16 protein-coding genes, 1 tRNA gene and 4 pseudogenes are annotated in these 20,155 nt (G+C 54.4%); 11 read left to right on the forward strand and 10 right to left on the reverse strand.

Annotated features, from left to right (window positions below):
• Nucleotides 1-28: 28 nt before the first annotated feature.
• A pseudogene (locus VSQ30_RS16055) lies at nucleotides 29-483 on the reverse strand (transposase family protein); the annotation flags it as partial.
• A gap of 483 nt (nucleotides 484-966) precedes the next feature.
• Here VSQ30_RS16055 and VSQ30_RS16060 point away from each other — a divergent pair.
• Nucleotides 967-1,042: transfer RNA gene (locus VSQ30_RS16060), tRNA-Pro, on the forward strand.
• Nucleotides 1,043-1,255: 213 nt separating this feature from the next.
• On the opposite strand, the gene VSQ30_RS16065 is transcribed toward VSQ30_RS16060, so the two are convergent.
• The 4 genes from VSQ30_RS16065 to VSQ30_RS16080 are packed head-to-tail and all read right to left on the reverse strand — an operon-like array spanning nucleotide 1,256 to nucleotide 6,615.
• The gene (locus tag VSQ30_RS16065; RefSeq protein ID WP_334465392.1) at nucleotides 1,256-2,551 is read right to left on the reverse strand and encodes a hypothetical protein; all 1,296 of its coding nucleotides are present in this window, start codon (nucleotides 2,549-2,551) and stop codon (nucleotides 1,256-1,258) included.
• A gap of 60 nt (nucleotides 2,552-2,611) precedes the next feature.
• The gene (locus tag VSQ30_RS16070; protein WP_334465394.1) at nucleotides 2,612-5,032 is read right to left on the reverse strand and encodes a TrbL/VirB6 family protein; all 2,421 of its coding nucleotides are present in this window, start codon (nucleotides 5,030-5,032) and stop codon (nucleotides 2,612-2,614) included.
• Nucleotides 5,029-6,000: a hypothetical protein gene (locus tag VSQ30_RS16075; protein WP_334465397.1), complete on the reverse strand. Its 972-nt coding sequence runs from the start codon at nucleotides 5,998-6,000 to the stop codon at nucleotides 5,029-5,031. The genes VSQ30_RS16070 and VSQ30_RS16075 overlap by 4 nt, the downstream gene beginning before the upstream one ends.
• Nucleotides 6,001-6,042: 42 nt before the next feature.
• On the reverse strand, nucleotides 6,043-6,615 hold the full coding sequence (locus VSQ30_RS16080; RefSeq protein WP_334465400.1) for a tyrosine-type recombinase/integrase: 573 nt from the start codon (nucleotides 6,613-6,615) through the stop codon (nucleotides 6,043-6,045).
• Between the two features lie 371 nt (nucleotides 6,616-6,986).
• Here VSQ30_RS16080 and VSQ30_RS16085 point away from each other — a divergent pair, with 371 nt between their 5' ends.
• The 5 genes from VSQ30_RS16085 (at nucleotide 6,987) to VSQ30_RS16105 (ending at nucleotide 10,145) form a co-directional block, all read left to right on the forward strand.
• A complete protein-coding gene (locus VSQ30_RS16085; RefSeq protein WP_334465402.1) occupies nucleotides 6,987-7,301 on the forward strand; it encodes a hypothetical protein in 315 nt (104 codons plus the stop codon).
• 283 nt (nucleotides 7,302-7,584) lie between these two features.
• A complete protein-coding gene (locus VSQ30_RS16090; RefSeq protein WP_334465404.1) occupies nucleotides 7,585-8,025 on the forward strand; it encodes a helix-turn-helix domain-containing protein in 441 nt (146 codons plus the stop codon).
• 117 nt (nucleotides 8,026-8,142) lie between these two features.
• Complete coding sequence (locus tag VSQ30_RS16095) at nucleotides 8,143-8,388, forward strand: DUF6103 family protein (RefSeq protein ID WP_334465407.1); 246 nt, start codon at nucleotides 8,143-8,145, stop codon at nucleotides 8,386-8,388.
• Between the two features lie 124 nt (nucleotides 8,389-8,512).
• A complete protein-coding gene (locus tag VSQ30_RS16100) occupies nucleotides 8,513-8,848 on the forward strand; it encodes a plasmid mobilization protein (protein WP_334465410.1) in 336 nt (111 codons plus the stop codon).
• Nucleotides 8,817-10,145, forward strand: a complete 1,329-nt coding sequence (locus VSQ30_RS16105; RefSeq protein WP_334465413.1) for a relaxase/mobilization nuclease domain-containing protein — start codon at nucleotides 8,817-8,819, stop codon at nucleotides 10,143-10,145. Before VSQ30_RS16100 ends, VSQ30_RS16105 begins: the two co-directional genes overlap by 32 nt.
• On the opposite strand, the gene VSQ30_RS16110 is transcribed toward VSQ30_RS16105, so the two are convergent.
• Nucleotides 10,033-10,668, reverse strand: coding sequence for a hypothetical protein (locus tag VSQ30_RS16110; RefSeq protein WP_334465416.1), 636 nt, complete (start codon nucleotides 10,666-10,668; stop codon nucleotides 10,033-10,035). The two genes, VSQ30_RS16105 and VSQ30_RS16110, sit on opposite strands and share 113 nt — an antisense overlap.
• 410 nt (nucleotides 10,669-11,078) lie before the next feature.
• Between VSQ30_RS16110 and VSQ30_RS16115 the strand changes: the two genes are divergently transcribed.
• Complete coding sequence (locus VSQ30_RS16115) at nucleotides 11,079-13,733, forward strand: hypothetical protein (RefSeq protein WP_334465419.1); 2,655 nt, start codon at nucleotides 11,079-11,081, stop codon at nucleotides 13,731-13,733.
• A 76-nt stretch (nucleotides 13,734-13,809) separates the two neighbouring features.
• Here the strand turns inward: VSQ30_RS16115 and pyrE are convergent, their stop codons facing one another.
• Both pyrE and VSQ30_RS16125 read right to left on the reverse strand, forming a co-directional pair.
• Nucleotides 13,810-14,475: an orotate phosphoribosyltransferase gene (pyrE, locus tag VSQ30_RS16120; protein ID WP_334465421.1), complete on the reverse strand. Its 666-nt coding sequence runs from the start codon at nucleotides 14,473-14,475 to the stop codon at nucleotides 13,810-13,812.
• Between the two features lie 18 nt (nucleotides 14,476-14,493).
• Entirely contained in the window at nucleotides 14,494-15,474 is a 981-nt protein-coding gene (locus tag VSQ30_RS16125) for a ComEC/Rec2 family competence protein (RefSeq protein WP_334465424.1), read from the reverse strand.
• Nucleotides 15,475-15,672: 198 nt separating this feature from the next.
• On the opposite strand from VSQ30_RS16125, the gene VSQ30_RS16130 reads away from it, so the two are divergent.
• Nucleotides 15,673-15,915, forward strand: coding sequence for an ATP-binding cassette domain-containing protein (locus VSQ30_RS16130; protein WP_502876312.1), 243 nt, complete (start codon nucleotides 15,673-15,675; stop codon nucleotides 15,913-15,915).
• Nucleotides 15,916-15,932: 17 nt separating this feature from the next.
• Here the strand turns inward: VSQ30_RS16130 and VSQ30_RS20685 are convergent.
• A pseudogene (locus VSQ30_RS20685) lies at nucleotides 15,933-16,019 on the reverse strand (hypothetical protein); the annotation flags it as partial.
• A gap of 28 nt (nucleotides 16,020-16,047) precedes the next feature.
• Here VSQ30_RS20685 and VSQ30_RS16135 point away from each other — a divergent pair.
• Nucleotides 16,048-16,167 (forward strand): annotated as a pseudogene (locus VSQ30_RS16135) (transposase); the annotation flags it as partial.
• A gap of 25 nt (nucleotides 16,168-16,192) precedes the next feature.
• Nucleotides 16,193-16,324: pseudogene (locus tag VSQ30_RS16140) on the forward strand (DUF4368 domain-containing protein); the annotation flags it as partial.
• 141 nt (nucleotides 16,325-16,465) lie between these two features.
• Here the strand turns inward: VSQ30_RS16140 and VSQ30_RS16145 are convergent.
• Nucleotides 16,466-17,122 (reverse strand): RICIN domain-containing protein, encoded by a 657-nt coding sequence (locus tag VSQ30_RS16145; protein WP_160642436.1) that lies wholly within the window; start codon nucleotides 17,120-17,122, stop codon nucleotides 16,466-16,468.
• 432 nt (nucleotides 17,123-17,554) lie between these two features.
• On the opposite strand from VSQ30_RS16145, the gene VSQ30_RS16150 reads away from it, so the two are divergent.
• A complete protein-coding gene (locus tag VSQ30_RS16150; protein ID WP_334465431.1) occupies nucleotides 17,555-19,966 on the forward strand; it encodes a cation-translocating P-type ATPase in 2,412 nt (803 codons plus the stop codon).
• Nucleotides 19,967-20,155 lie beyond the last annotated feature (189 nt).

Here is a 20,155-nt window from a genome sequence, read left to right on the forward strand (position 1 = left end):
TCATGGGTGGTCTTCGCCCTGTCATGTGGATCTTGATCTGTGTTTTCAGTGTGTGCCGCTTTTTCTTTCCGGAATAGTATCGCTTTTGCTTTTTTCAGGTCGTTCAATGGGCGATTCCGTTGCGTCAACCAGAATCACCTCATACTCGGCATCGCTTTTCAGCGGCGCTTTCCGTCCTGGCAGCGAAAATGTCCCATCCTTTATCAGCGTGTCTTCCACCCACTTGATCCCTCGGTAGATATTGCTTTCCGCTATCCCATAGCTGGCTGCTATATGGGCATAAGTACGGTATTCCCGCAGATACTCCAGGGTGGCCAACAGCAGATCCTCTATGCTCAGCTTTGGCGTCCTCCCACGGCGCCGGTGCTTTTCCGCATATCCTTTTTGCAGAATTTCTACCATCTTGTCAAATGTTGCCCGCTTTACCCCGGTAATTCTCCGAAATTTTGTGTTTGAATATTCCGCTAGCTTTTCGTATCTCATGCTTCTATTTTATCGCACTATTTTTATTTTCGCAAGAGGTGTATTATATATCCCGACCTCGGCCCGGCGCAGCAGGTGCTTTCCCAGAAAGCTGGAGAACCTTTAGGCCGTTCTTACTGTTTTCGTTCGTGCTTATAACCGCTTTGGCGCACAGAAAAGCCGTTATCTCTCTCGCCATCCTGGGGCTGCTGTCCCTTTTTCTCTCTTTGACTTCCTTTAACTCTGCTTTTGGACACTTCCGATAAAATTATAGAATTGACTTCTGTGGCTATTTACGGTATAATAAGAACATTCAAAGACCGTATTGGGGGGTGACCATAATATTTTGTTGTAAAGTAGCTTCAACTTTATTTACTGTTGGGATAATGAGGGTAGAAGTAAGTCTTTAGATGATCGCTATGAGAATACCTCTCGGGGTGTGGCACAGTTGGTAGCGTGCGACATTTGGGAGAATATGCGTAGCGGGACGAAAAACTTAAATAACCGGGTGTAGCGCAGTTGGTAGCGCGCCTGCTTTGGGAGCAGGATGCCGCAGGTTCGAATCCTGTCACTCGGACCATGTTTGGACGTCACGTTTGATACAAAAAATATCTGCCGTGACGTAGAGAAAACCCCTAGAAATAGGGGTTTTCTCCTGTTTTGGGGTCAATTTAAGGTGCTGGAGCAAGCTAAATGGAGGCTTGTTCCAGCACCTTTTGTTTATAAGCTACGAGGCAACTTTACACGATTACAGGCTTTTGCACCCATTTGCACGACGACCAATCATCAGAACTTATTCAGTTCTTTCGCCGCCATTTTGACCCGGTTTACTGCTCCGGGAACCAGGCCGGGTGCGGTTCGGGCGCTCCGGAGGAAGAATGATCCCGCTATCTGTAAGCCTACCATTACTTATAGTAAATGGTTTTATGCCGCCGGATATTGTTCCATCAGGGTTTATGGTGAAAATCTCGTCACTAGCTGGTCTTGCCGGTGCAGGCGATGGTGAGGGCACAGAATCCTCATGAGGAACTGGAATACTCCCCGAGTCAACGTCGGTTGCTCCATTGATAGGCTGAGAGATGTCAATAGTTGGCTGGCCTGCTGCCGCCAAAATGTGGTTAAGTGCAGCAGCTTTCTCTGTGTTTGTTACATGTCCGCCAGATAGTGCATCGTGTGCCATGGACACAAGCTGAGCCTGCTCAACAGAACTCATAGTGTTCTGTTCGATACTCTCTGCCATACGGTTGAGCGCACCGGCGTTCGTACCGCCAATAGTTTGGGCGGAGTTACCCTTGATGATCATACTCTGCAACTGTTCCGCAACCTTTGGTTTCATATGGATATTAGCGTTACCCAGCGCATCTCCGGCTGTAGCAACAATCTGACTGCGCTGCATGGCAGAATGCTCACTCAAAGTAACACCATTCTTTTCTAGCTCCGCCATGCCATCCAACGTATTGCTGATACCTTGTAGAGCGCCTTCATCTGCTTCGGGCAAGGTCTGTGCCGTATAGCTCGTCATACCAGCCTGATCATAGTAATTAGAACGAGCAGTGCCGTTTTGATCGGAGATTCCGTACTGCATGCCATCGCTGGACTGGCCAAACGCCTTGTCGAAATCTTTATTTGTAAAGTCGTTGATCATCGCGAATGTGCCACGGTTAGTCTTCTTGTACTGTCCGCCATATGTGGACGAGAGATGTCGGGCTGCTTGGCTGAGGGCGGAATCCTGTGTTTTGGCGGCGGCGCTGGAGTAGAAATCGCGATGGTTGTTCAGTACCCGGTTCATCTGACTTTGGACTTGACCTCGGCCTTCATCTGTCTCGCTTAGAATATCCTGCAAGGCACGGACATTTACCAAGGCATTGCGGTCGGTGGGGTTAGCATGGAGCTGCTCGAGGGCTCTGCCATATTCTGCGCCCACTACGGCAGCATTACCAGTGTTCATGCTGGACTCGTAGACACTACGGCGAGCCTTTGTATCATCAGTCAGCTGAGTGTTGGTTGTGTTTGCTTGTGCTGCCTCATAAGCTGGCGTACCCGGGGCCAGTAACTCTTGTCCGCCGCCAGCGCGAATATCTTCTGACATAGCACGGTTATATGCGGATGTGTGTAGGAATAGTCTGCGAGCGGCACCACGACCCAAATCTTAACCGTTAGCAAGTTTTCGCTCTCTTTTCTTTTGTAGCTTTTGCGATGCCTTTAGGTCATAACTCATCTGTCGCTGACGCTGGAAGTTCCTACCCCATTCAGAGCCACGAATGCCACGAGTAATACCACCGCCAAGATTCTTCCCGAACTGGGTTACTTTAGCTCCCAGGTTGCCTACAGCAGACATGGAGTTCCTCAAGATTGAGGGAATGAGGAAAAACGGTACGACTGACAGCAACATGGCTACAATTGTGAAGAACGCTCCCACATCGCCCTCGTGTCCTACTAATAGCAGGAGCGTGGACGCAAACTGACCGCCACCCATCAAGAGGCCACAGATTGGATAGACTAACAGCAAGCCTACGAATATTTTGCGCCATTTGTCGAAAATCGGCTTCGTGTTCGGTAGTGCATAGCACACGATGGCGACGGGGGCCAGCGCAACAAGGACAATGACGCCTGCCTGCCTCACGCCAAGTAAAAGCAGGAAGAAGAAAATGCTGATGAGGCACCCGATAACGGCTAAAATGATTGGGAAGAGCCACAACTCCCAAGGAATTTTTATGGCAAACACAGCTACAATACCTGCTATCGCGGCCGTTGACGAAGCTGCGCCTATTACACCGCTAAATACATCCATGAAGTTGAACGGGACACCTCTCACCCCATCTACCTCCACTGCATTAGCGGCGGTCTGCGCAAAGCCGTCAAACAGGTTTCGCACGCTATATCCAATTATGTTGGATAAATCTACTGCCAGCTGACATAGAAGAAACGAGACGTTGACTAATACTACTACCATAATGAGACGCGGGAGTATTTTCTTTACATTGTAGTTAGATATTCCGATGCCAGTAACCTGTGCTAATATCACAATAACAAACGCTATAGCAAACAGAATGTTCGCAAAATCCCGGAACTGCGTCCATCCGCTACGTAGGCCATCTGTAGTAATAAGACTGCCGTCCAATTGTAGGAAATTGGTCTCTATAAAGCCATAAAGCGTTTCCGCCAATCCTCCGGCGGCTTCCAAAACCGGGCAAGCAATCCACCCCAAAGGCCCAGCGTTGGCAAAGCAGGCGGTCGTAGAGGAAACGTCAGCCGGATCTTCTGTAGCGCTTGTAATATCGCCAATCGCACTTGGATCAGACAGGGCAGTAATAGTAAACCCATTCAGAGCATTCAGGACTTCATCAAAAGTCATCTGGTTGTCTCGATTTATGTGGTCGGTGTCATCCCAGACATATACTTTGCTGTCGGCATTCTTTTCAGCCTTTACATAACAACTCTTGAAACTATTGCTTTCTTTGTCAAAAATCCGTGCCGCTTTATATCCATCTCCTTGCGCCAGAGATAAGCTGTCTCCCGTCAGCTCACAGCCTTTATTTGAGATTTGGTAAAAGCCTTCTAAGTATGTCTGTAGTAAAATAACCTTCTCTTCTTGATTGAGCGCTACCGCCGCATAGTTGCGGTAAGAACTATTCGACAAAGTGCGGATAGCTGACTCCGCTGCGGTTTCTTTTTTGTCGGAAGGGAATTCGTATGTGGATGCGGCATTCCCGCCAGGGTTGTTTTGTGGCTCCCTGCGCTGCTGGGTAACCAGTCCGCCGCCAGCTGAAACATATGTAGTGGAATCTTTGGCGCAGCCATTGGTAAGTATGCCATCGTAAAAGCTCTGCCATGTATCCCCAACCTTGAACTTAACTTCAGTTTTATTGCTATCACCCGCAAATTGACAGGTAACTTTATTCTTCCCGGCAACAAATTGTAAACCGCTATTTCTATTATCCTGCGTAACCTGCCCATTATTGATACTGGAGCTATGGGTAACAGTTGGCCGGTCACTGTCAATTTTGCCGTCTGCGGTCTTTAAACAAACCGTGGTTGTATTCACAGAAGAAACGGTGTCTTGCCGGAAATCTGCCGGGTCGATTGTAGTATCATAGGTAAAAATCGCACAGCTCTGAGACTCTTCTGATGAACTGCTTTCCAGTTGGTAACCCATGCCTGTCAGGAAACGTGCTTTTGCGTCTGGTGTCGTGAGTGTGGACAATGCGCCTGCAGTAGTTGCCAGGCCACCGTATGCGTTGGCTCCTTTGTTCCTGTCCCTCACGCCGTCAAGAATCTGCGTACAGGTGAGGAGATTGCGGTCTGTGTAACCAGACGGCATAGCCACCTTAAATTGCGCATCTCCTGTGTACAGATAGCTGGGGCCGGTGTATTTGTCAATATCGATCGTTTTGCGCATGTTCCCGCTAAGATAACAACGATAGAGACCAGTTAACGCCGCTTTCTCTATTAAGCTGTCCTTAGAGATTCCTGCCGCAAAGGTTGGGGCCGAGAATAATACCACAGCTAAAAGCGCCGCAAATGCCAGGAACACCCCGCCCCACCGCTTTATCTTGGCAGAACGGTTCATGCCACTCCTTTCGGGTAAGACAGCAATACGCTGACAGTATTGCTAAGTTCGCCATGAATCGTCCAGCACTGCTCTTCCAAGTCATCGACCAGGTTTAATACCAATGCAGACGCCGCGTTTTCCGCCAAATTCATTTCCCCCAGTAAATCCAAATAGTCTAACGTACTCATGGCGGAATCCCCACCGCCAGAGCATTGCTGGGCAATTTTGCCGTCTTTTATGCAGCCTCCCTTAAACGCTGCATCCAAGTAATCAAGATAGAGCTGGTTATAAATAATCTTTCCGTTGGTGATTTCTTGGGCTGTGGCTGACTCGATATCTGTTAGTGGAGAGTAGTAATTCTCAACAAAAGCCTTGGCTCCTTCAAGCCCTGATGCGGTATAGCTGGCAATCAGTTGATCTTGCGTAGGGTCTCCGAGCGTATGACAAGTGTGCAGCACCTTAAAGCGGGTTTGATAGTCTTGCAATCGAGACAACATATCTTGGCTCTGGCCATTTTGCATGGCGGAGTAAGCCTCCACCGCATTCTTTAGCAAAAGACCAGAAGTTTCCCAATAGTCATCATCTGGCGTTTCGCTGTAAAAATGCTCAGACAACTGATAGCTGTGTCCCGGCTCATATTCTCCCGACAGATTTGTACTGCTTTCCATAAATAGTAGATAGGTTGCAAATTGGTCAAACTTCTGCCTAGATTCTACAGCCGAGCCAGAACCTTGAGAGACATTTTTGCTCAAAGCTACGCCTGCCACGACTCCGCCCACCACAAGTATCACCGCAGCAGCAATGATTAGCGGGATAACGTTGCGTTTCTTGCCTGCCGTGCTTTTAACTGCGGATTGAGACCCCTGTGTCCTTGCAGTAGACGTATTCCGACCAAGCCCTGCTAATTTCTCTGTGTCCACCGTTAAGTTGGGTGAACTAAAAATACCAGCCTGTTTGTTTTCTGTTGGCTTTTCATCACTATCCATATTACTATGTTACCATAATCGGTATTAGGCGGCAAGAGCGGTTTAGAACAGTTCAACTTCCAGGTAGGCTTTGTCCACATCGTCTTGTTCAATTCCTAGGTATCGCATTGTCATCTTGAAATTAGTGTGGTTGTACACGCTCATCAGCACCGCAGGCGGGACTTTTCCGCTGCGGCAGGCATGGTAGCCCCAGGTTTTTCGCAGGCCGTGGCACCCCACTTTTTGCTTGATTTTCACCGCAAGCTCTGCAGTATGGAGAATGCGCCACGCCTGTACGCGGCAGATCGGTTTTGGAACCTTACGGTTATTGGAGAAAATGAAATCGCTGCGTCTGTGGGGTAGGTACAGACGCAGCGCATGAAGAACCTGTTTATTTAGGGCAAAAGTCTTCGCCTTGCCGGTTTTGTGTTCAGTTACAGTAACATGCAGCAAAAACTCACCTCGTTCCTCATCGTAAACATCTGACCATTTCAGCCTTAGAAGGTCGCTGATCCGCAGAACCGTGTGCGCTGCCATGACCAGCAATACATAGTTTCTAAGCTGCCCGCGCTGGAGAAAATACTTCCCCAGCGCTTTTATTTGTTGTCTATCCCGGATTGGTTCGGTTGCTGCCATAATGATCCTTTACTCCTTTGCCTGTGGTTTTAGGTTAGTATAACGGATTACAGGCAAACAGTTGTTACAGTTTTGTTAGATTGATACATATTCTAGCACTTTGCGGCGCTGATTGCAAGAAGAAATTCTCCTCCTCCCTGGATTTGCTCGAGGAACAGGCTGTGCGTGCTGCTGTATGCTAAGGTATTCTACATCATAGATGCAACATCTTAACAAGTCTGTTGCATTCTACGTTCTACAGCAGAAAACTTGTATAAAATCTCTAAGTTTTCAATTGTGTAACCGCTCAAGTTTGCATATATTTATTGGGTGAGTTACAATCGTGGGAACTGGCTCCAACCATGCACTTTAGAAAAAGGAGGGAAATAGAAATGTTTGATTTTCTCAAAGGCTATGAATGTCCGATTTGTCACAAAAGACATTGGACAGGCAGTGCCTCGTTTCAATGCTGTCAGGGCACTGCAGCAAGAGCTGCATACGATGCCAAGATACGAAACAGTGCAATACGGCACGGCATTGATCCAGATATTGGGAGAAAACTGAAAAACCCGCCCAAAATGAACCAAGGAGAACTGTCATCCTTCGAGACCTACACCGTGGAATGTAACTGGTGTAACGGCACAGGCAAGAAAAATGGCCTGCCCTGTGACTGGTGCGGCGGGAGTGGACGGCTGCCTCGTCCATGAGTTCGTGAGCTGCACGAGGAGGCCAAGGGCTTTAAGGGCGGGCGTTTCGTCTCGCGTTTGGGGTTCGGTCATACCATGATAGTTGACACAGCGCAAACTTGCGCCTTTTACCTCCTCGATTCGAGTAGTACGGAAAAACAGTTAGTTCCGTCTATTCACCCAAAAAGTCTATGGCGGCTCTGTATCAAGAGTCGCCATTTTCTGTAGCACCCATACCGCACACATTAAAATGTTATGCTATAATCATACAAAAGAATATGAATTATACGGGAGTTTACACTTTATGGGCCGAAGAGTTAAATTTACTAAAGAGCAGCAAGCTGAACTCATAAACGCCTATAAGACATACAAAGGGAACGCAGCGGTTAAGAAACGATTACATGCCTTGTCCTTGTACGCTCAAGGAGTCCCAGTGTCAGAAATCTGCAGCTCATTAGGCTGTTCAGAGCCATCCGTTACGCTGTGGGTTCGCAAATATGTACGAACTGGACTTATAGCTATAGTTGGCAGTTATGATGCTACGATGAAAGAACTATCCGAAATAATATCCGCTATTGCCTCTGAGGACGATCCGGACATAAAGAACCGGCTGCGAGTTATATTGTTCAAGAAAAAGCAGATCCCCACAAAAACTATTCAGAAAGAGACGGGATATACTGGACGGCTTCATTTCCATGTTCCGGGAACAGGTTTTGGGGAAGGAGAAGGGTTCACAGAACCATGAGAAACCCATCAAGCACGCACGGAAAAGGGGCGATGATATTGAACTCTGACCGCAATATGCACCCTGCCAGATCGCCCCCCAGGTGGTTTTTTTCATACGGATTTTGGGAAAGCCGAGGTGATCTTTATCGCAAAAAAGGAAAATATCTTGAGTCTTGCCCTGCCCTTCCCAGATGAAAAATCCCAGGCACTCACACACTTTTTGGAGGAAAACGGGGAAGATTTGGAGTGCTGCATGGTGGAATCGGTGGAGCAGTTATACCGCAAAACCGTTCCGGTTGCCATACGGAAATACATCGACGCTACACTGAAAAAGCAGGCTGGGGAGAACGGAAAAAGGCCCGAAGGGCCGTCAAATCTTTGAACCGGGGGAACCCCGGTTCAAAGACGAGCCAGCATCGCAAATGTATACACGCCTGTATACACAAGCGTATACACATCCGCCTGGTTAGGGGCGCTGCCCCTAAGACCCCGGAAAGGAGGATTAAATGTGGTTTAATTTCCGTTTGACGGAAAAGGAGCACCGGCGGTTACAAAGACGGGCTAAGTCCTGCGGGCTTACCATGTCGGCCTATGTCCGGCAAATCATCAATGGGTATAAGCCTAGGGAATCGCCCCCAGCCGATTACCATTCCATGACGCGGGAGATAAAAGCAATCGGCAACAACCTGAACCAGCTTGCTTTTGTGGCAAACGCTACCGGGCTGATTGACGAGGCGGCTTACTTTGAGAACGCGGCACAGCTGCGGGATGCGCTGAAGCGCATTGAGAACGCCGTTGTGGGGACAGCGGATGGCACAGACGAAGATATGGCCGGTGACTGACCATCTGGCCCGCTGCGTCCGTTATGTGATGAACCCGGACAAGACCCAGGGCGGCAGGCTGGTTTCGGGGGTGAACCTGTTTATACCCTTCTGCGATTGGCAGTCTCCCACCAGCCAAATGCGCAAGACCAAAAAGCGTTTTGGTAAACCGGGCGGACGGCTGGCTTATCACATGGAGCAGAGTTTTGCGGAGGGGGAGGACACGCCGGAGCTGGCGCACAAAATCGGCGTGGAGCTGGCGCGGGAATTGTTTGGGGACAGGTATGAGGTTGTGGTTGCCACCCACGTTGACAAAGTACACATCCACAACCACATACTATTAAATTCTGTTTCCTTTGCGGATGGTAAGAAATTCCACCAGCCTAACAGTTTCTATGAAAACCATATCCGCAAAGTGTCCGATGCCCTCTGCCAGAAGTACGGCCTTTCTATTATAAAGGAGGCAGAGCCGTCCCGCTATGAAAGTTATCCGGCCCAGCACCACCGGGAACCGCAGGCATCCCCCACCGTCCACTCTGCCATGTATGAGGACATCGACCGGGCCGTGGGCGCTGCCCGTGACATGGAGGGTTTTTATCATATCTTAACGGAAATGGGGTACCGTGTCAAGCGGGACACAGCCCACCCAGCTATTGCACCAGAGGGGCACGGCTTTTTCCGGCTCTACAAATTTAAGAGGGGGTACACAGAGGAAGATATCCGGCGCAGGATAGAGGAAAAGAGCAAGGCTCACGCACCCAGCAAAGTTTATGGTGCATGGAACAATCAAAAAGAATTTCACTTTTATCAGGTGCGGTTCACCCGGTACTTTGCCCGTAGGCTCACCATGCGGAGCCTACGGGCTACTTATCTCCACTACCGCTATCTTTTGCGGAGCGTCCAGCGGCAGACGTACCCACGCTATCCAAGTATTGATTTGCGCAAAGAGGCTGCCAAACTGAACCGCTACTCGGCGCAGGCGAGGTTGCTGGCGCGGGAGAAAATCGACACCCAGGAAGATTTGCAGTCCTTTCAAAAATTACTGGATGAGAAAATCCATACGCTCAATAAAAAGAAATGGTATTTGAAACGGACGCTAAAAAAGGATATCACAGATGAAGAAAGGCAGGCGTTGAAAAAGCAAATTGAAGAATTGGAAAAACAGGTGCGGCCCCTGTACCGTGAACGCTTCCTCTGCGCGGATATCAGGAAGCGCAGCGGTGTGGTGGATGCGGAAACCCGCCGGGAAAAAGTGGCGGCGCGGGAGCGGCTGGCACAGGAAAGGGGGCACACATGGACACAACGGCAGAAGCAGTAGATGAATTATTCCGGGTGACGTACAAGGGCATCACATACACTTTCCGTCTTTTGATCTCCGCCGCGAACTCTTCCGCCGTCACCATGATTCCGTGACTTGCTTTCCATGCCCGATCATATCCGGCTTTCAATTCCTCTTCCGTGTCGTACAGATACCCGCGGTTTAGAATGAACTTTTCAAACTCATTCAGGGCGTTAAAATCCTTTGTTTCCGTCCTGATCTTTTCTTGCAACAGTTCACCGTAACCGGGGACCCGTTCCGGGGTGGCAGCTTCCGCCGCGGCGGTTTCAGCGACAGGGGACGCGGCCCGCTCGTTTTCATCGTAAATCCGGCTTTCCGGGTGTTTGTCGCTCCAAAACTCAATGCGCCCACCGTCGTTCACTTCATAGAACACGCCGTTTTCCTTTGTGGCATAGGTCTTGCGAATGACGTTGCCTTCCAGCGTGGAATCTTCTTTATACTGTACGCCTAACAGAATTTCGGCTTTCGCGGCTTCGTACTCTTGAAATGTAACGTGTTTCATTTTGGTGTCCTCCTTTGATTTCCCGGCCCGGATATACAAAAAAATTAGGGTACACAGGTCGTTTGACCTTGTGTAACCTAATTGTAATGCTTGCCGTCTTTCTTTTTTTCTAAAAACTTCTTGACATTTGGGCGCTGTGTTTGCGGCGGCGTTTTCCCTTTGCCAGGCCGCCCGGGCTTATGCTTATTTTTCCTGCCAGCAGGACGATAACTATATTAGAACCTGTATTCATAACCGGCAACCACCATCTGAGCGGCCTTTTTGAAGCCACTCTGTGTTAAATTTTCTTGCCATGCGCCAGCGTGGCTGCGGAAATTTGCCTTGACTGGCTCCCAAGACTCTCGCTCATCTGGCGATTTTCGATTATGAATACAGGTTCTTATAGGCATTGCTGGAAGGAGGAGCAGCGGATGGGAGAATTGAGAGTGCGCAGGAACAGGGGCTTTGCGCCGCCCCGCTATGAAGGGACGGCAAAAACGGAAAAGCAGGCAGGCTCTGCCTCTGTGCGGCAGGCGGGCACAAAGCCGGGCGTGGCGGTTTCCGACACCCTGCGGCAGTTGGCGGCCCGTATCAGCCAGTCGGCAGGCCAGGTGCAGCAGGCAAAGCGGGGCCTGCTGGGCGGGGAAGCCGCCCTGGCGGAGGTCCGGGACGCCTTGAGCCGCATGGAAAGCCTGGCCCAGAAGGCCGCCGGGGGAACAGCGGAGGACTCCGACGCCCTGCAGGCCCAATTGGAGGAGCTTTCCAAGCAGGTAGACCGGGTGATCCGCAGCGCTGTAGACGCGGGGTTCTTCCAGGCGGACGCGCCTCTCCCGGGGGAAGGGGAAAACGCGGCAAGCCTGCCCGGCTGGCTGCTGGGGGGCATGGCTTCCGCCCCGCCGGACAAGGAAACGCTTCTGGCGGCCCTGGGCCTGGATGCCGCTGCCACTGGCCGGGAAGTCCTGGAGGCCCTGAGCAGGCTTTCTTTGGAGGACAGCTCTGCCGCAGGCTGTCTGGCTTCCCTTTACTTAGGCTCTGTCATTGCCGGGGGCGGCTCCCAAGAGGCCCTGGATCCAGCCCTGGCGGCAGAGGGCCTGCAAAAGCTTTTAGAGGCCATAGCAAAAGGCGCTTCGCCGGATCAGGCTGTTGAAAGCCTGACAGGAGGCAGATTCACCAGCCTTGCCGACTTCCAGGAGCAGTTCACCACAGGCGCGGCCCCGGGCCTTCAGTCCTTTTTAACGGATCTGCTGCTGCCGGCAGAGGGCGGGGCCGCCGATCCCGGCATACCCCCTGCCCTCCTGCTGCCTGGCGGCGGCAGCGGGGACGGCCTTTCCCTGCTGTTAAACCTGCTGGCCTCCCTGGAGGGCCTAGAGGCAGATCTTCCCCTGGGCGCGGGAGGGGACAGCCTGCTTACACAGCCCTTCCCCCTGCCAGGAGAGGCGGGCCAGCCGGAAGCCCAAAGCCAGTCCCCTGCCTTTCAGGGGGAGTCCCTGGAAGCGGCGGGGATTCGGGCTGTGGGCGCCACCCTTTCCGGCGTTTCCTTTGACCCCCAAACAGGCGTGCTTACAGCAGCCGGGGACATGCCCCTGCTCCTGCAGGGGACTGGCGGTCAGGCCCCTGCCCTGCGCCTTGCCGGCCCGGGGATGGTGGTTCTGCGGGGGGCGTCCATTCCGCAGCTAACCGTCCAAACACCCCAGGCGCGGCTTCAAAGCCAGGGGGGCGGCGCCCTGGGCCAGGTGCGGCTGGGCGCTGGCACATCCCTTACCCTGGAGGGGGAGGGAGTGGTGCGGATTCGCTCTTTGCAGGGCGGGGCAGGCAGCGCTCTGCGCCTGCTGGGATGTGCCGCCGCGGTGCAGGAAGAAAGCCCGGAGGGGCAGCCTGTCCCCGTTGTGCTGGACAGCGCCTCCTTCCTGCTGGGGGCAAGGCCCATGCCGGTTTACACCCCCCAGGGAGAGGCTGTGAAGCCCTTTGATCTGCTGTGGAAGGCTTTGGTGCCGGGCTGGAACGCCTTGACCTCCCTAACGGTAGACGGCAGGCAGGCGCCCCTTTCCTGGACAAAGGACGGCAGGCAGGAAATGGCCCGCCTCTGGCTGCCAAAGCCAGACCCTTCCCATGGCTATCCCGCCCACAGCGTGCTCCTGCAGGGGCGGGACGAGGCCGGACGGCTGCGCACCCGGTATGTATACCTGTTGTGGAGCCAGCGGGAAAGCGCTTACCAGCAGGCCCCCCTGTATCCCAACCCCTTTACTGTCACCGGGGGCGACGCCGACACAGACTGGCGCTATGAGGAGGAAAGCTGCACTTTGCGGGTGCTTACCAGCCAGGTGGACGCCATATCCGGCGGGGCGGGCACAGACCTGAACCAGCAGCCTTTCAGCGGCAGGCTGGCCCTGGCAGACGGCATCGGCGCTGTATCCCTTACCCTGGACGGGGTGGAGTGCCGGGTGGCCTCCGGGCGGGCCTTCAGCCTGGGCCGTGGCAACCAGGTGACGCTCCTGCTGCCCGACGGCACCCATAACATCTTTGAAAGCGGCCCAGGCTGCGCGGGCATCTCCCTGGGGGATGGCACCTCCCTGTGCATTGACCGTGCAAAAGGCGGCGGCGGCCCTCCCGGCGCCCTTACCGCCACAGGCAGCGCCGGCAGCGCGGGCATTGGCCGGGACAGCGGCGTGGGAAAGCAGCAGACCGCCTCCATTATGATTCGCGGCGGCAGGGTTACGGCCGCAGGCCGCGGGGACGCTGCCAAAGCCCGCCCCGGCGGCGACGCGGCGCCAGGCGCCAAGCCCCTGCCCCATCCTCCCCTGCAGGCTTTGGGGCTGGATGCGCTGGACATCTCCACCCGGGAAGCGGCCCAGGCCGCTGTGAAGGCCCTTGCCGCCGGGAAGCAGCGGATCACCCACATACAGCGGGCCTACAGCGCGCTGTACAGCCAGTTGGATCAGGCATATGGCGCCAGCCAGTATCAGGCTGTCCGGGACGCGGGGGAAGCAGGCTCCCTTTTGTGGGATATGCAGAAGTCCCTTTTAGACGCGCCCCTGGCCTCTATGAGCCAGTGGGATCTGGACGGCCTGGGCCAGTTGCTGTGGTGACAAAGCCGCCTTTGAAAAATCCCCCCGCCGCAGGCGCGTGCTTGCAGCAGGGGGATTCTTAGAATGGGGGCGGCGGTCAGGGCAGGATGCAGTATTGCTCCATATAGCCTTCCATGGCCTTGAGGAGGGCCGGGGAGGTGTCCTGCTCCTGCAGGTATTCATGGATGTCCGCCACCGTCACAATGGGGTGGACTTTGATGCCGAACTCCTCCTCCACCTCCATAATAGCGGTTTTGCCAGGGGTGCGGCCCACCTCGCAGCGGTCTACGCTGATGAACATGTGGGGGATGGCCACGTCGGCGCAGGCCTTCAGAAGGGGGATGGACTCCCGCAGGGCAGTCCCGGCGGTGATAACGTCCTCAATAATAAGGATCCTGTCCCCGTCCTGGGGCTTGTAGCCCACAGTAGCGCCGCCCTCCCCATGATCCTTCACCTCTTTGCGGTTGAAGAAATAGGGCTTGTCAATGTTGTGCTCCCGGTACAGGGCAATGGCGCAGGCCGAAGCCAGGGGAATGCCCTTATAGGCCGGGCCGAACATGGCGTCGAAGTCCCCGCCGGTGGCGTCCGCCACCAGCCCGGCATAATAGCTTCCCAGGCGGGAAAGCTGCGCCCCGGTCTTATAGTTTCCAGTGTTCACAAAATACTGGGTGTTCCGCCCGCTTTTGGTGACAAAGTTCCCAAAGCGCAGCACCTCCGCAGACAGCATGAATGCGATAAAATCCCGTTTCTTTTCCGTCAGCATGGCCATCTCTCCTTTAGATTAGTCGTCCTTCCCCGGCACGCTGGGCAGTCCGGTTTCAAAGGTTATGTTCTTCCCGTCCGATTTTGCCAGTATGGTGCCGTCTTTGTCCGTGCGGTATACAGGGATGTCCCGTTTTTGCAGGCTCTGGAGGGTTTCCCTGTGGGGGTGCCCGTAGGAATTGCCCTCTCCGCAGCTTATCACTGCATACAGGGGATCCACCGCATCCAGGAACGCCCTGGTGGTGGAGCTGGAGGAGCCATGGTGGCCGCACTTGAGCACATCTGTGCTTACCCCATAGCCGTCCTCCAGGATTGTCTTTTCGCTTTCCGATTCCGCGTCCCCGGTAAACAGGAAGGATGTCTCCCCATACACCAGCCGTATGACGGCGGAGTAGTTGTTGGCCCCTTCCCAGTCCGCATCCATCCGGGGGGCCATTACCTGAAACTGCGCCCCGGCAGGGGACTCCATCAAAGCGTCCTCGTGCAGGCGGATAACGGTGAGATCCTTGTCCGCCGCCGCGTCCAGAAGCTTTTCATAGGCCCGGGTGGTGGGCGTCTGATCCTCGGGCAGTTGGGGCATGTACAGGCTGCCAATGTCAAACCGCTCTACAATCCGGGCCATGCAGCCCATGTGGTCCGTGTGGGGATGGCTGCACACCAGGGCGTCTATCTCCCCGACCCCCAGATCCCGCAGATAGTCTGTCAGGCCGTCGGCATACCCATACTCCCCTGTATCAATAAGCACATCGAAGTATCCGCCCTCTCCCGGTATGCGGATAAGCTGGCTGTCCCCCTGGCCCACATCCAGGAAATGGACCTCAAGCCCCTGCGTCCCTTCCGCCGCGCTCTCCGGCAGAGGGATGGAGGTGATATCCTCCGGGGCGTCCTGGCCCATAGGCCCCATGCGGCTGGAGAGGATAAACAGCACTGCCAGCACCAGCAGCCCGGCCACCGGGCCAAGCCTGCGGGGCTGAAACTGCCTGCGTCCTTGTTGTTTCATATGTACCTCCTATAGTCGGCGCCCTTGAAGCCGGGACCTTTTGGCCCGCGCCAACGCCGGATACATTTTACCATATCCGCCGGGAAAGCGCAATCCTTTTCAGGCCGGGAGACACACCTGGCGTGCAGGAGTACCATACATATTGGACAGAAGAGGAAGAAAAGATGTAGAGGGATGGGGCAAATCGGTTAAGGTTCATTGAACTCTAAGCAGAAAATCAATACCTTATCAAAAGGGACGCGAATGAAATACGCTTTAGCGCTGGCATTTTCCCATAAAGCGGAACTGCTTATCATGGACGAGCCAACGAGCGGTCTTGACCCATTAGGCCGAAGCCGGCTTTTAAATATGTTTCTTGCGAAATTAGGCAAAACGGTCAAAATTACAGATCCAGCCATCAAAGAAAAGCGAAGCGCGAAACGATGCCTGCGGTTGCGGTAGCGTTCAGAGAGAATGCGAAACCTTTTGACAAAGCGGATAGCGTGTTCAACAAAGATACGTTCTCTTGAAATCTTGCGGTTATCTTTGCGTTCTTGTTTGGACAACGGGTGATTCTTGGAACGCTTTTTTGGCAGAAGAGAATTACCATGGCGGGATTTGCCGGAGCGGTTCGGGCCATGGAAGAGCGTGTACAGCCGGTTCCGTGCCTGGACAAAAGCTGGGGTATCGGAAGATATCCTCGCAGCCCTGATCAAGCAGGAGTTGGTGGACGAAACAAGCCAAGCGATACACCGACATCACGGAGTTGACCCCAGAGCTGCCGCGGCTGTTCATCCAGAAGATTGTGGTGCATAAGAGAAGCACGAAGTGGTCGAAGAAAGCTATGCGGACCATCGAAATCCACTACAGTGACATAGGCTTCATTGGCGGGGACATTCCGCAGGACAAGAAAAGGCCCCTGACAGAAGCCTGCCGGGGCCTTTTTCCGTCTCTCTTTTTAAAACCCGTTTGCCCGCCGCCTGATCCGGCGGCTCCGGCTATAAACAGGTTCTTATTTTTTCCCTCTGGCAGGGGCTTTCTTTGCCCTGGGGGCCTTTGCAGGGGCCGCCCCCTCGGAAGCCTTCCGCACGGCAGGCTTTGCCACCGTTTCCTTCACTGCCTCCTTCACGGTGGCGGCAGTCTCTTTCACAGCCTCCTCCACCTTCTTGGCAGCGTCCTTCACCGCCTCTTTTTTAGGGGAGGCAGGCTTTTTCACAGTTTTGGTGACAGTTTTCGCAGGGGCGCTCTCCCCGGCGGGGACAAGCTTCCACTGCTGGCCCACGCCGTCCACGTCATCCCAAAGCTGGGCAGACGCGCCGTCCTCCTCGCTCATGTCCACAATATCCAGCACCTTGCCGGACTGGACGTTCAAAAGCTTCTTGTAAGTAGCGGTAACCTTCACCAGCTCCCACTGCTGGCTGGACGCGTCCTCCACCTTTTCCCAAAGGTGCGCCCGCGCGCCGCTTTCCACGCCGCCATGCACCACGTCCAGGGCCTTGCCGCTAAGCCTGTTAATAAGCCGTCCGCCGTCCTGGGCCCACAACTGAGCGTCCTCTCCGGTGGGGGCGGTCTGGCACACTCCCTGCCCGTTCTCCACGCCAGCGGCCTGCAGGGCCTTGCCAGTCCTGCGGTTTACAATCATAAATTCTGCCGTTTTCTTCCCAACCATATCCTTACTTCCTTTCAGCTCGCCATTGCACAGTTTATAAATATACAAAGGGCCTTGTTGCCTGTTTTCCGCGTGGCAGCGCCGTTTCACAGCGCTTTCCGCTGTTATCATTATAGCGGTTCATTCTCTTTCTGTCAAATATCACTCCTTTGTGAAAAAGGTGTTTTCCCCGCATATGGCCCCGCTTTTTGGCGAACCGCCCCCCTTAGGGCATGAATTTTTAGCCATTATAGGTAATTCTTTCCGCCGGGGCGCTTTTAAATTCGGCAAAAAATAAATTCCGGAATCTGGGAAAATCCCGCTTGGAAAAGCCATTTCCCTGGTGTATACTATAAGTGCTGCCTTTTCCGCCGGCAGCTTTGCAACTGTAAAAAACATACGCACAGCCAATAAACGGGACGGTGTTTCCAGGCGCAGAAAGGAGCGGCATACATGGCACAGACAGACCAGACAAGGGGGCAGCGGCTCCACCCGGATCCGGCCGCGGGGCTTTCCTCCCAGCAGGTTGCGGGGCAGATACAGCGGGGCCTGCACAACGGGGATTCCGGCGTGAAAAGCAAAACCGAGGGCCAGATTATCTGGGAAAACGTGTTCACCTTTTTTAACCTTCTGAACTTCGCCCTGGCGGCAGCGGTTATCCTGGTAGGCTCCCCCCGCAGCGCCCTTTTCATGGGGGTTATCCTCTCGAATATCGTCATCGGATCCTTCCAGGGTATCCGCGCCAAGCACACCATAGACAAGCTCTCCCTCATCTCCTCCCCCAAGGCGGCTGTCCTGCGGGACGGCAAGCGCCAGACCATCCCGGTGGAGCAGGTGGTTTTAGACGATATCCTCCTGCTCACCGCTGGCAACCAGATCTGCGCCGACGCGGTAGTGGCAGCCGGGGAGTGCGAGGTAAACGAGTCCCTGATAACCGGCGAGTCCGATCCCATTTTAAAGCAGCCGGGGGAGTCCCTGCTTTCCGGCAGCTTTGTGGTAAGCGGCCAGTGCTCCGCCCAGGTGGAGCATGTGGGGGCGGAAAACTATGCCAATAAAATCGCCGGGGACGCCAAATACATCAAAAAGCGGAATTCCGAAATTATGGATTCCATCGACCTGATTGTAAAAATCATCGGCTTTGCCATCCTGCCCATTGGAGGCCTGCTGTTCTGGAAGCAGTATTTTGTCCTGGGGGACACCTTCCAAGGCTCTGTGGTCAGCACCTGCGCCGCCATGGTGGGCATGATTCCCGAAGGCCTGGTGCTGCTCATCAGCCTGGCCTTTGCGGTCAGCGTCATCAAGCTTTCCCGGCACAAAACCCTGGTGCAGGATATGTACTGCATCGAAACTTTGGCCCGGGTAGATACCCTGTGCCTGGACAAAACCGGCACCATCACCGAAGGCTCCATGCAGGTAGACGGGCTTTCCCCCTTTGAAGGCCGCACAGAAGCGGAGATGAAAGAAGCCCTTGCCGCGCTCACAGGCAGCCTTCAGGATGACAACCCCACCTTCCTGGCCCTGAAGGACTACCTCCCCGGCCAAAGCGCCTGGTATGCCTCCGGCACCGTGCCTTTCTCCTCCGCACGGAAATGGTCGGGGGCCTTCTTCCCCGGCAAAGGGGCTTATGTCATGGGCGCAGGGGAATTCGTCCTGGGGGAAGCCTTCCGGCAGCGGTTCCCCCAGGCGGAGGAATATTCCAAAAACGGCCAGCGGGTGCTGCTTCTGGCCCGGTCAGACAGCCCCTTTGAGGACAAGTCCCTGCCAGAGGGCCTGGAGCCTATGGGCCTTGTGCTGATAAGCGACAAAATCCGCCGGGAAGCCCCCCGCACCCTGCGGTACTTTGCCGACCAGGGGGTGGACTTAAAGGTTATCTCCGGGGATAATGCCGTCACCGTCTCCCAGATAGCCAAACGGGCGGGGCTGGAAAACGCGGACAGATACTGCGACGCCACCACCCTGCGCAGCGACGAGGATATCCGCCGGGCTGTAAGCGAATACGCTGTGTTCGGCAGGGTGACCCCCCAGCAGAAGCTGGCCTTTGTAAAGGCCTTAAAGGAGGACGGCCACACCGTTGCCATGACCGGGGACGGGGTAAACGACGTGCTGGCCTTAAAGGAAGCCGACTGCTCCATTGCCATGGCCTCCGGCAGCGACGCCGCCCGCACCGTCTCCAACCTGGTGCTTTTAGACTCCAACTTCGCCTCCATGCCCCTGGTGGTGCAGGAGGGCCGCCGCTCCATCAACAACCTCCAGCGCTCCAGCTCCCTGTTCCTGCAAAAAACTATCTTCTCCGCCCTCATCGGCGTGCTGTTTATTTTCATCAATTATACTTACCCCTTCGAGCCTATCCAGCAAACCCTCATCAGCTCCCTCACCATTGGCGTGCCCAGCTTCATCCTGGCCCTGGAGCCGAACCGGGACCGCCTGCGGGGGAAGTTCATCTTCAACGTCCTGAAAATGTGCATCCCCGCCGCCCTCACCATGACCGCGAACATTGTCCTGCTGTGTGCCCTCAGCGGCCCCCTGGGCCTTGCCTCCCAGGAGATGTCCACCCTGGCGGTTATCCTCACCTCCCTCACAGGCTTCATCATGCTCTTTAAGGTCTGCACCCCCTTCAATTCCCTGCGGGGCTTCCTATTCGGTGGCCTGCTTGCCGTGTTCGTGGTGGCCCTTTTGTTCCTGGGGCAGTTCTTCTCTCTGGTAAGCCTCACCCTGCCCATGCTCATTGCCCTGCTGCCCATGCTCCTTTTCGCCATCGTCCTGATGCTGGCCCTGCTCCATTTTATAGACCACGTCATCGCAAACTCCCAAAGCCCCATGTATCCCTTCAGAAAGCACCGCCGCGCCCGCAAGCGCAGCGCTTAGGGCGCTTCCCGAAGAACCCGCTTAAGGACTTCCGCCCTTAAGAATCCCTCGCTCCGCTCCCCGCGCACCGCCCCCTGGTGCGGGCAGGCGCCTGGCGGCACGCGGCCAGCCCTACATGCCCCTAATGAACCGCAAAAAGGGAAGCCCCCGCAGGTTTTGCGGGGGCTTCCCTTTTATGAGGATGTAGTA

Source organism: Acutalibacter sp. JLR.KK004, from assembly GCF_036941085.1.
GTDB lineage: Bacteria > Bacillota > Clostridia > Oscillospirales > Acutalibacteraceae > Acutalibacter.

Bases quoted from the DNA above. Each gene is read 5' to 3' on its own strand.
- VSQ30_RS16065 (WP_334465392.1), bottom strand. From the start codon at position 2,551: ATGTCAGAAGATATTCGCGCTGGCGGCGGACAAGAGTTACTGGCCCCG.
- VSQ30_RS16070 (WP_334465394.1), bottom strand. From the start codon at position 5,032: ATGAACCGTTCTGCCAAGATAAAGCGGTGGGGCGGGGTGTTCCTGGCA.
- VSQ30_RS16075 (WP_334465397.1), bottom strand. From the start codon at position 6,000: ATGGATAGTGATGAAAAGCCAACAGAAAACAAACAGGCTGGTATTTTT.
- VSQ30_RS16080 (WP_334465400.1), bottom strand. From the start codon at position 6,615: ATGGCAGCAACCGAACCAATCCGGGATAGACAACAAATAAAAGCGCTG.
- VSQ30_RS16085 (WP_334465402.1), top strand. From the start codon at position 6,987: ATGTTTGATTTTCTCAAAGGCTATGAATGTCCGATTTGTCACAAAAGA.
- VSQ30_RS16090 (WP_334465404.1), top strand. From the start codon at position 7,585: ATGGGCCGAAGAGTTAAATTTACTAAAGAGCAGCAAGCTGAACTCATA.
- VSQ30_RS16100 (WP_334465410.1), top strand. From the start codon at position 8,513: ATGTGGTTTAATTTCCGTTTGACGGAAAAGGAGCACCGGCGGTTACAA.
- VSQ30_RS16105 (WP_334465413.1), top strand. From the start codon at position 8,817: ATGGCACAGACGAAGATATGGCCGGTGACTGACCATCTGGCCCGCTGC.
- VSQ30_RS16110 (WP_334465416.1), bottom strand. From the start codon at position 10,668: ATGAAACACGTTACATTTCAAGAGTACGAAGCCGCGAAAGCCGAAATT.
- VSQ30_RS16115 (WP_334465419.1), top strand. From the start codon at position 11,079: ATGGGAGAATTGAGAGTGCGCAGGAACAGGGGCTTTGCGCCGCCCCGC.
- pyrE (WP_334465421.1), bottom strand. From the start codon at position 14,475: ATGCTGACGGAAAAGAAACGGGATTTTATCGCATTCATGCTGTCTGCG.
- VSQ30_RS16125 (WP_334465424.1), bottom strand. From the start codon at position 15,474: ATGAAACAACAAGGACGCAGGCAGTTTCAGCCCCGCAGGCTTGGCCCG.
- VSQ30_RS16145 (WP_160642436.1), bottom strand. From the start codon at position 17,122: ATGGTTGGGAAGAAAACGGCAGAATTTATGATTGTAAACCGCAGGACT.
- VSQ30_RS16150 (WP_334465431.1), top strand. From the start codon at position 17,555: ATGGCACAGACAGACCAGACAAGGGGGCAGCGGCTCCACCCGGATCCG.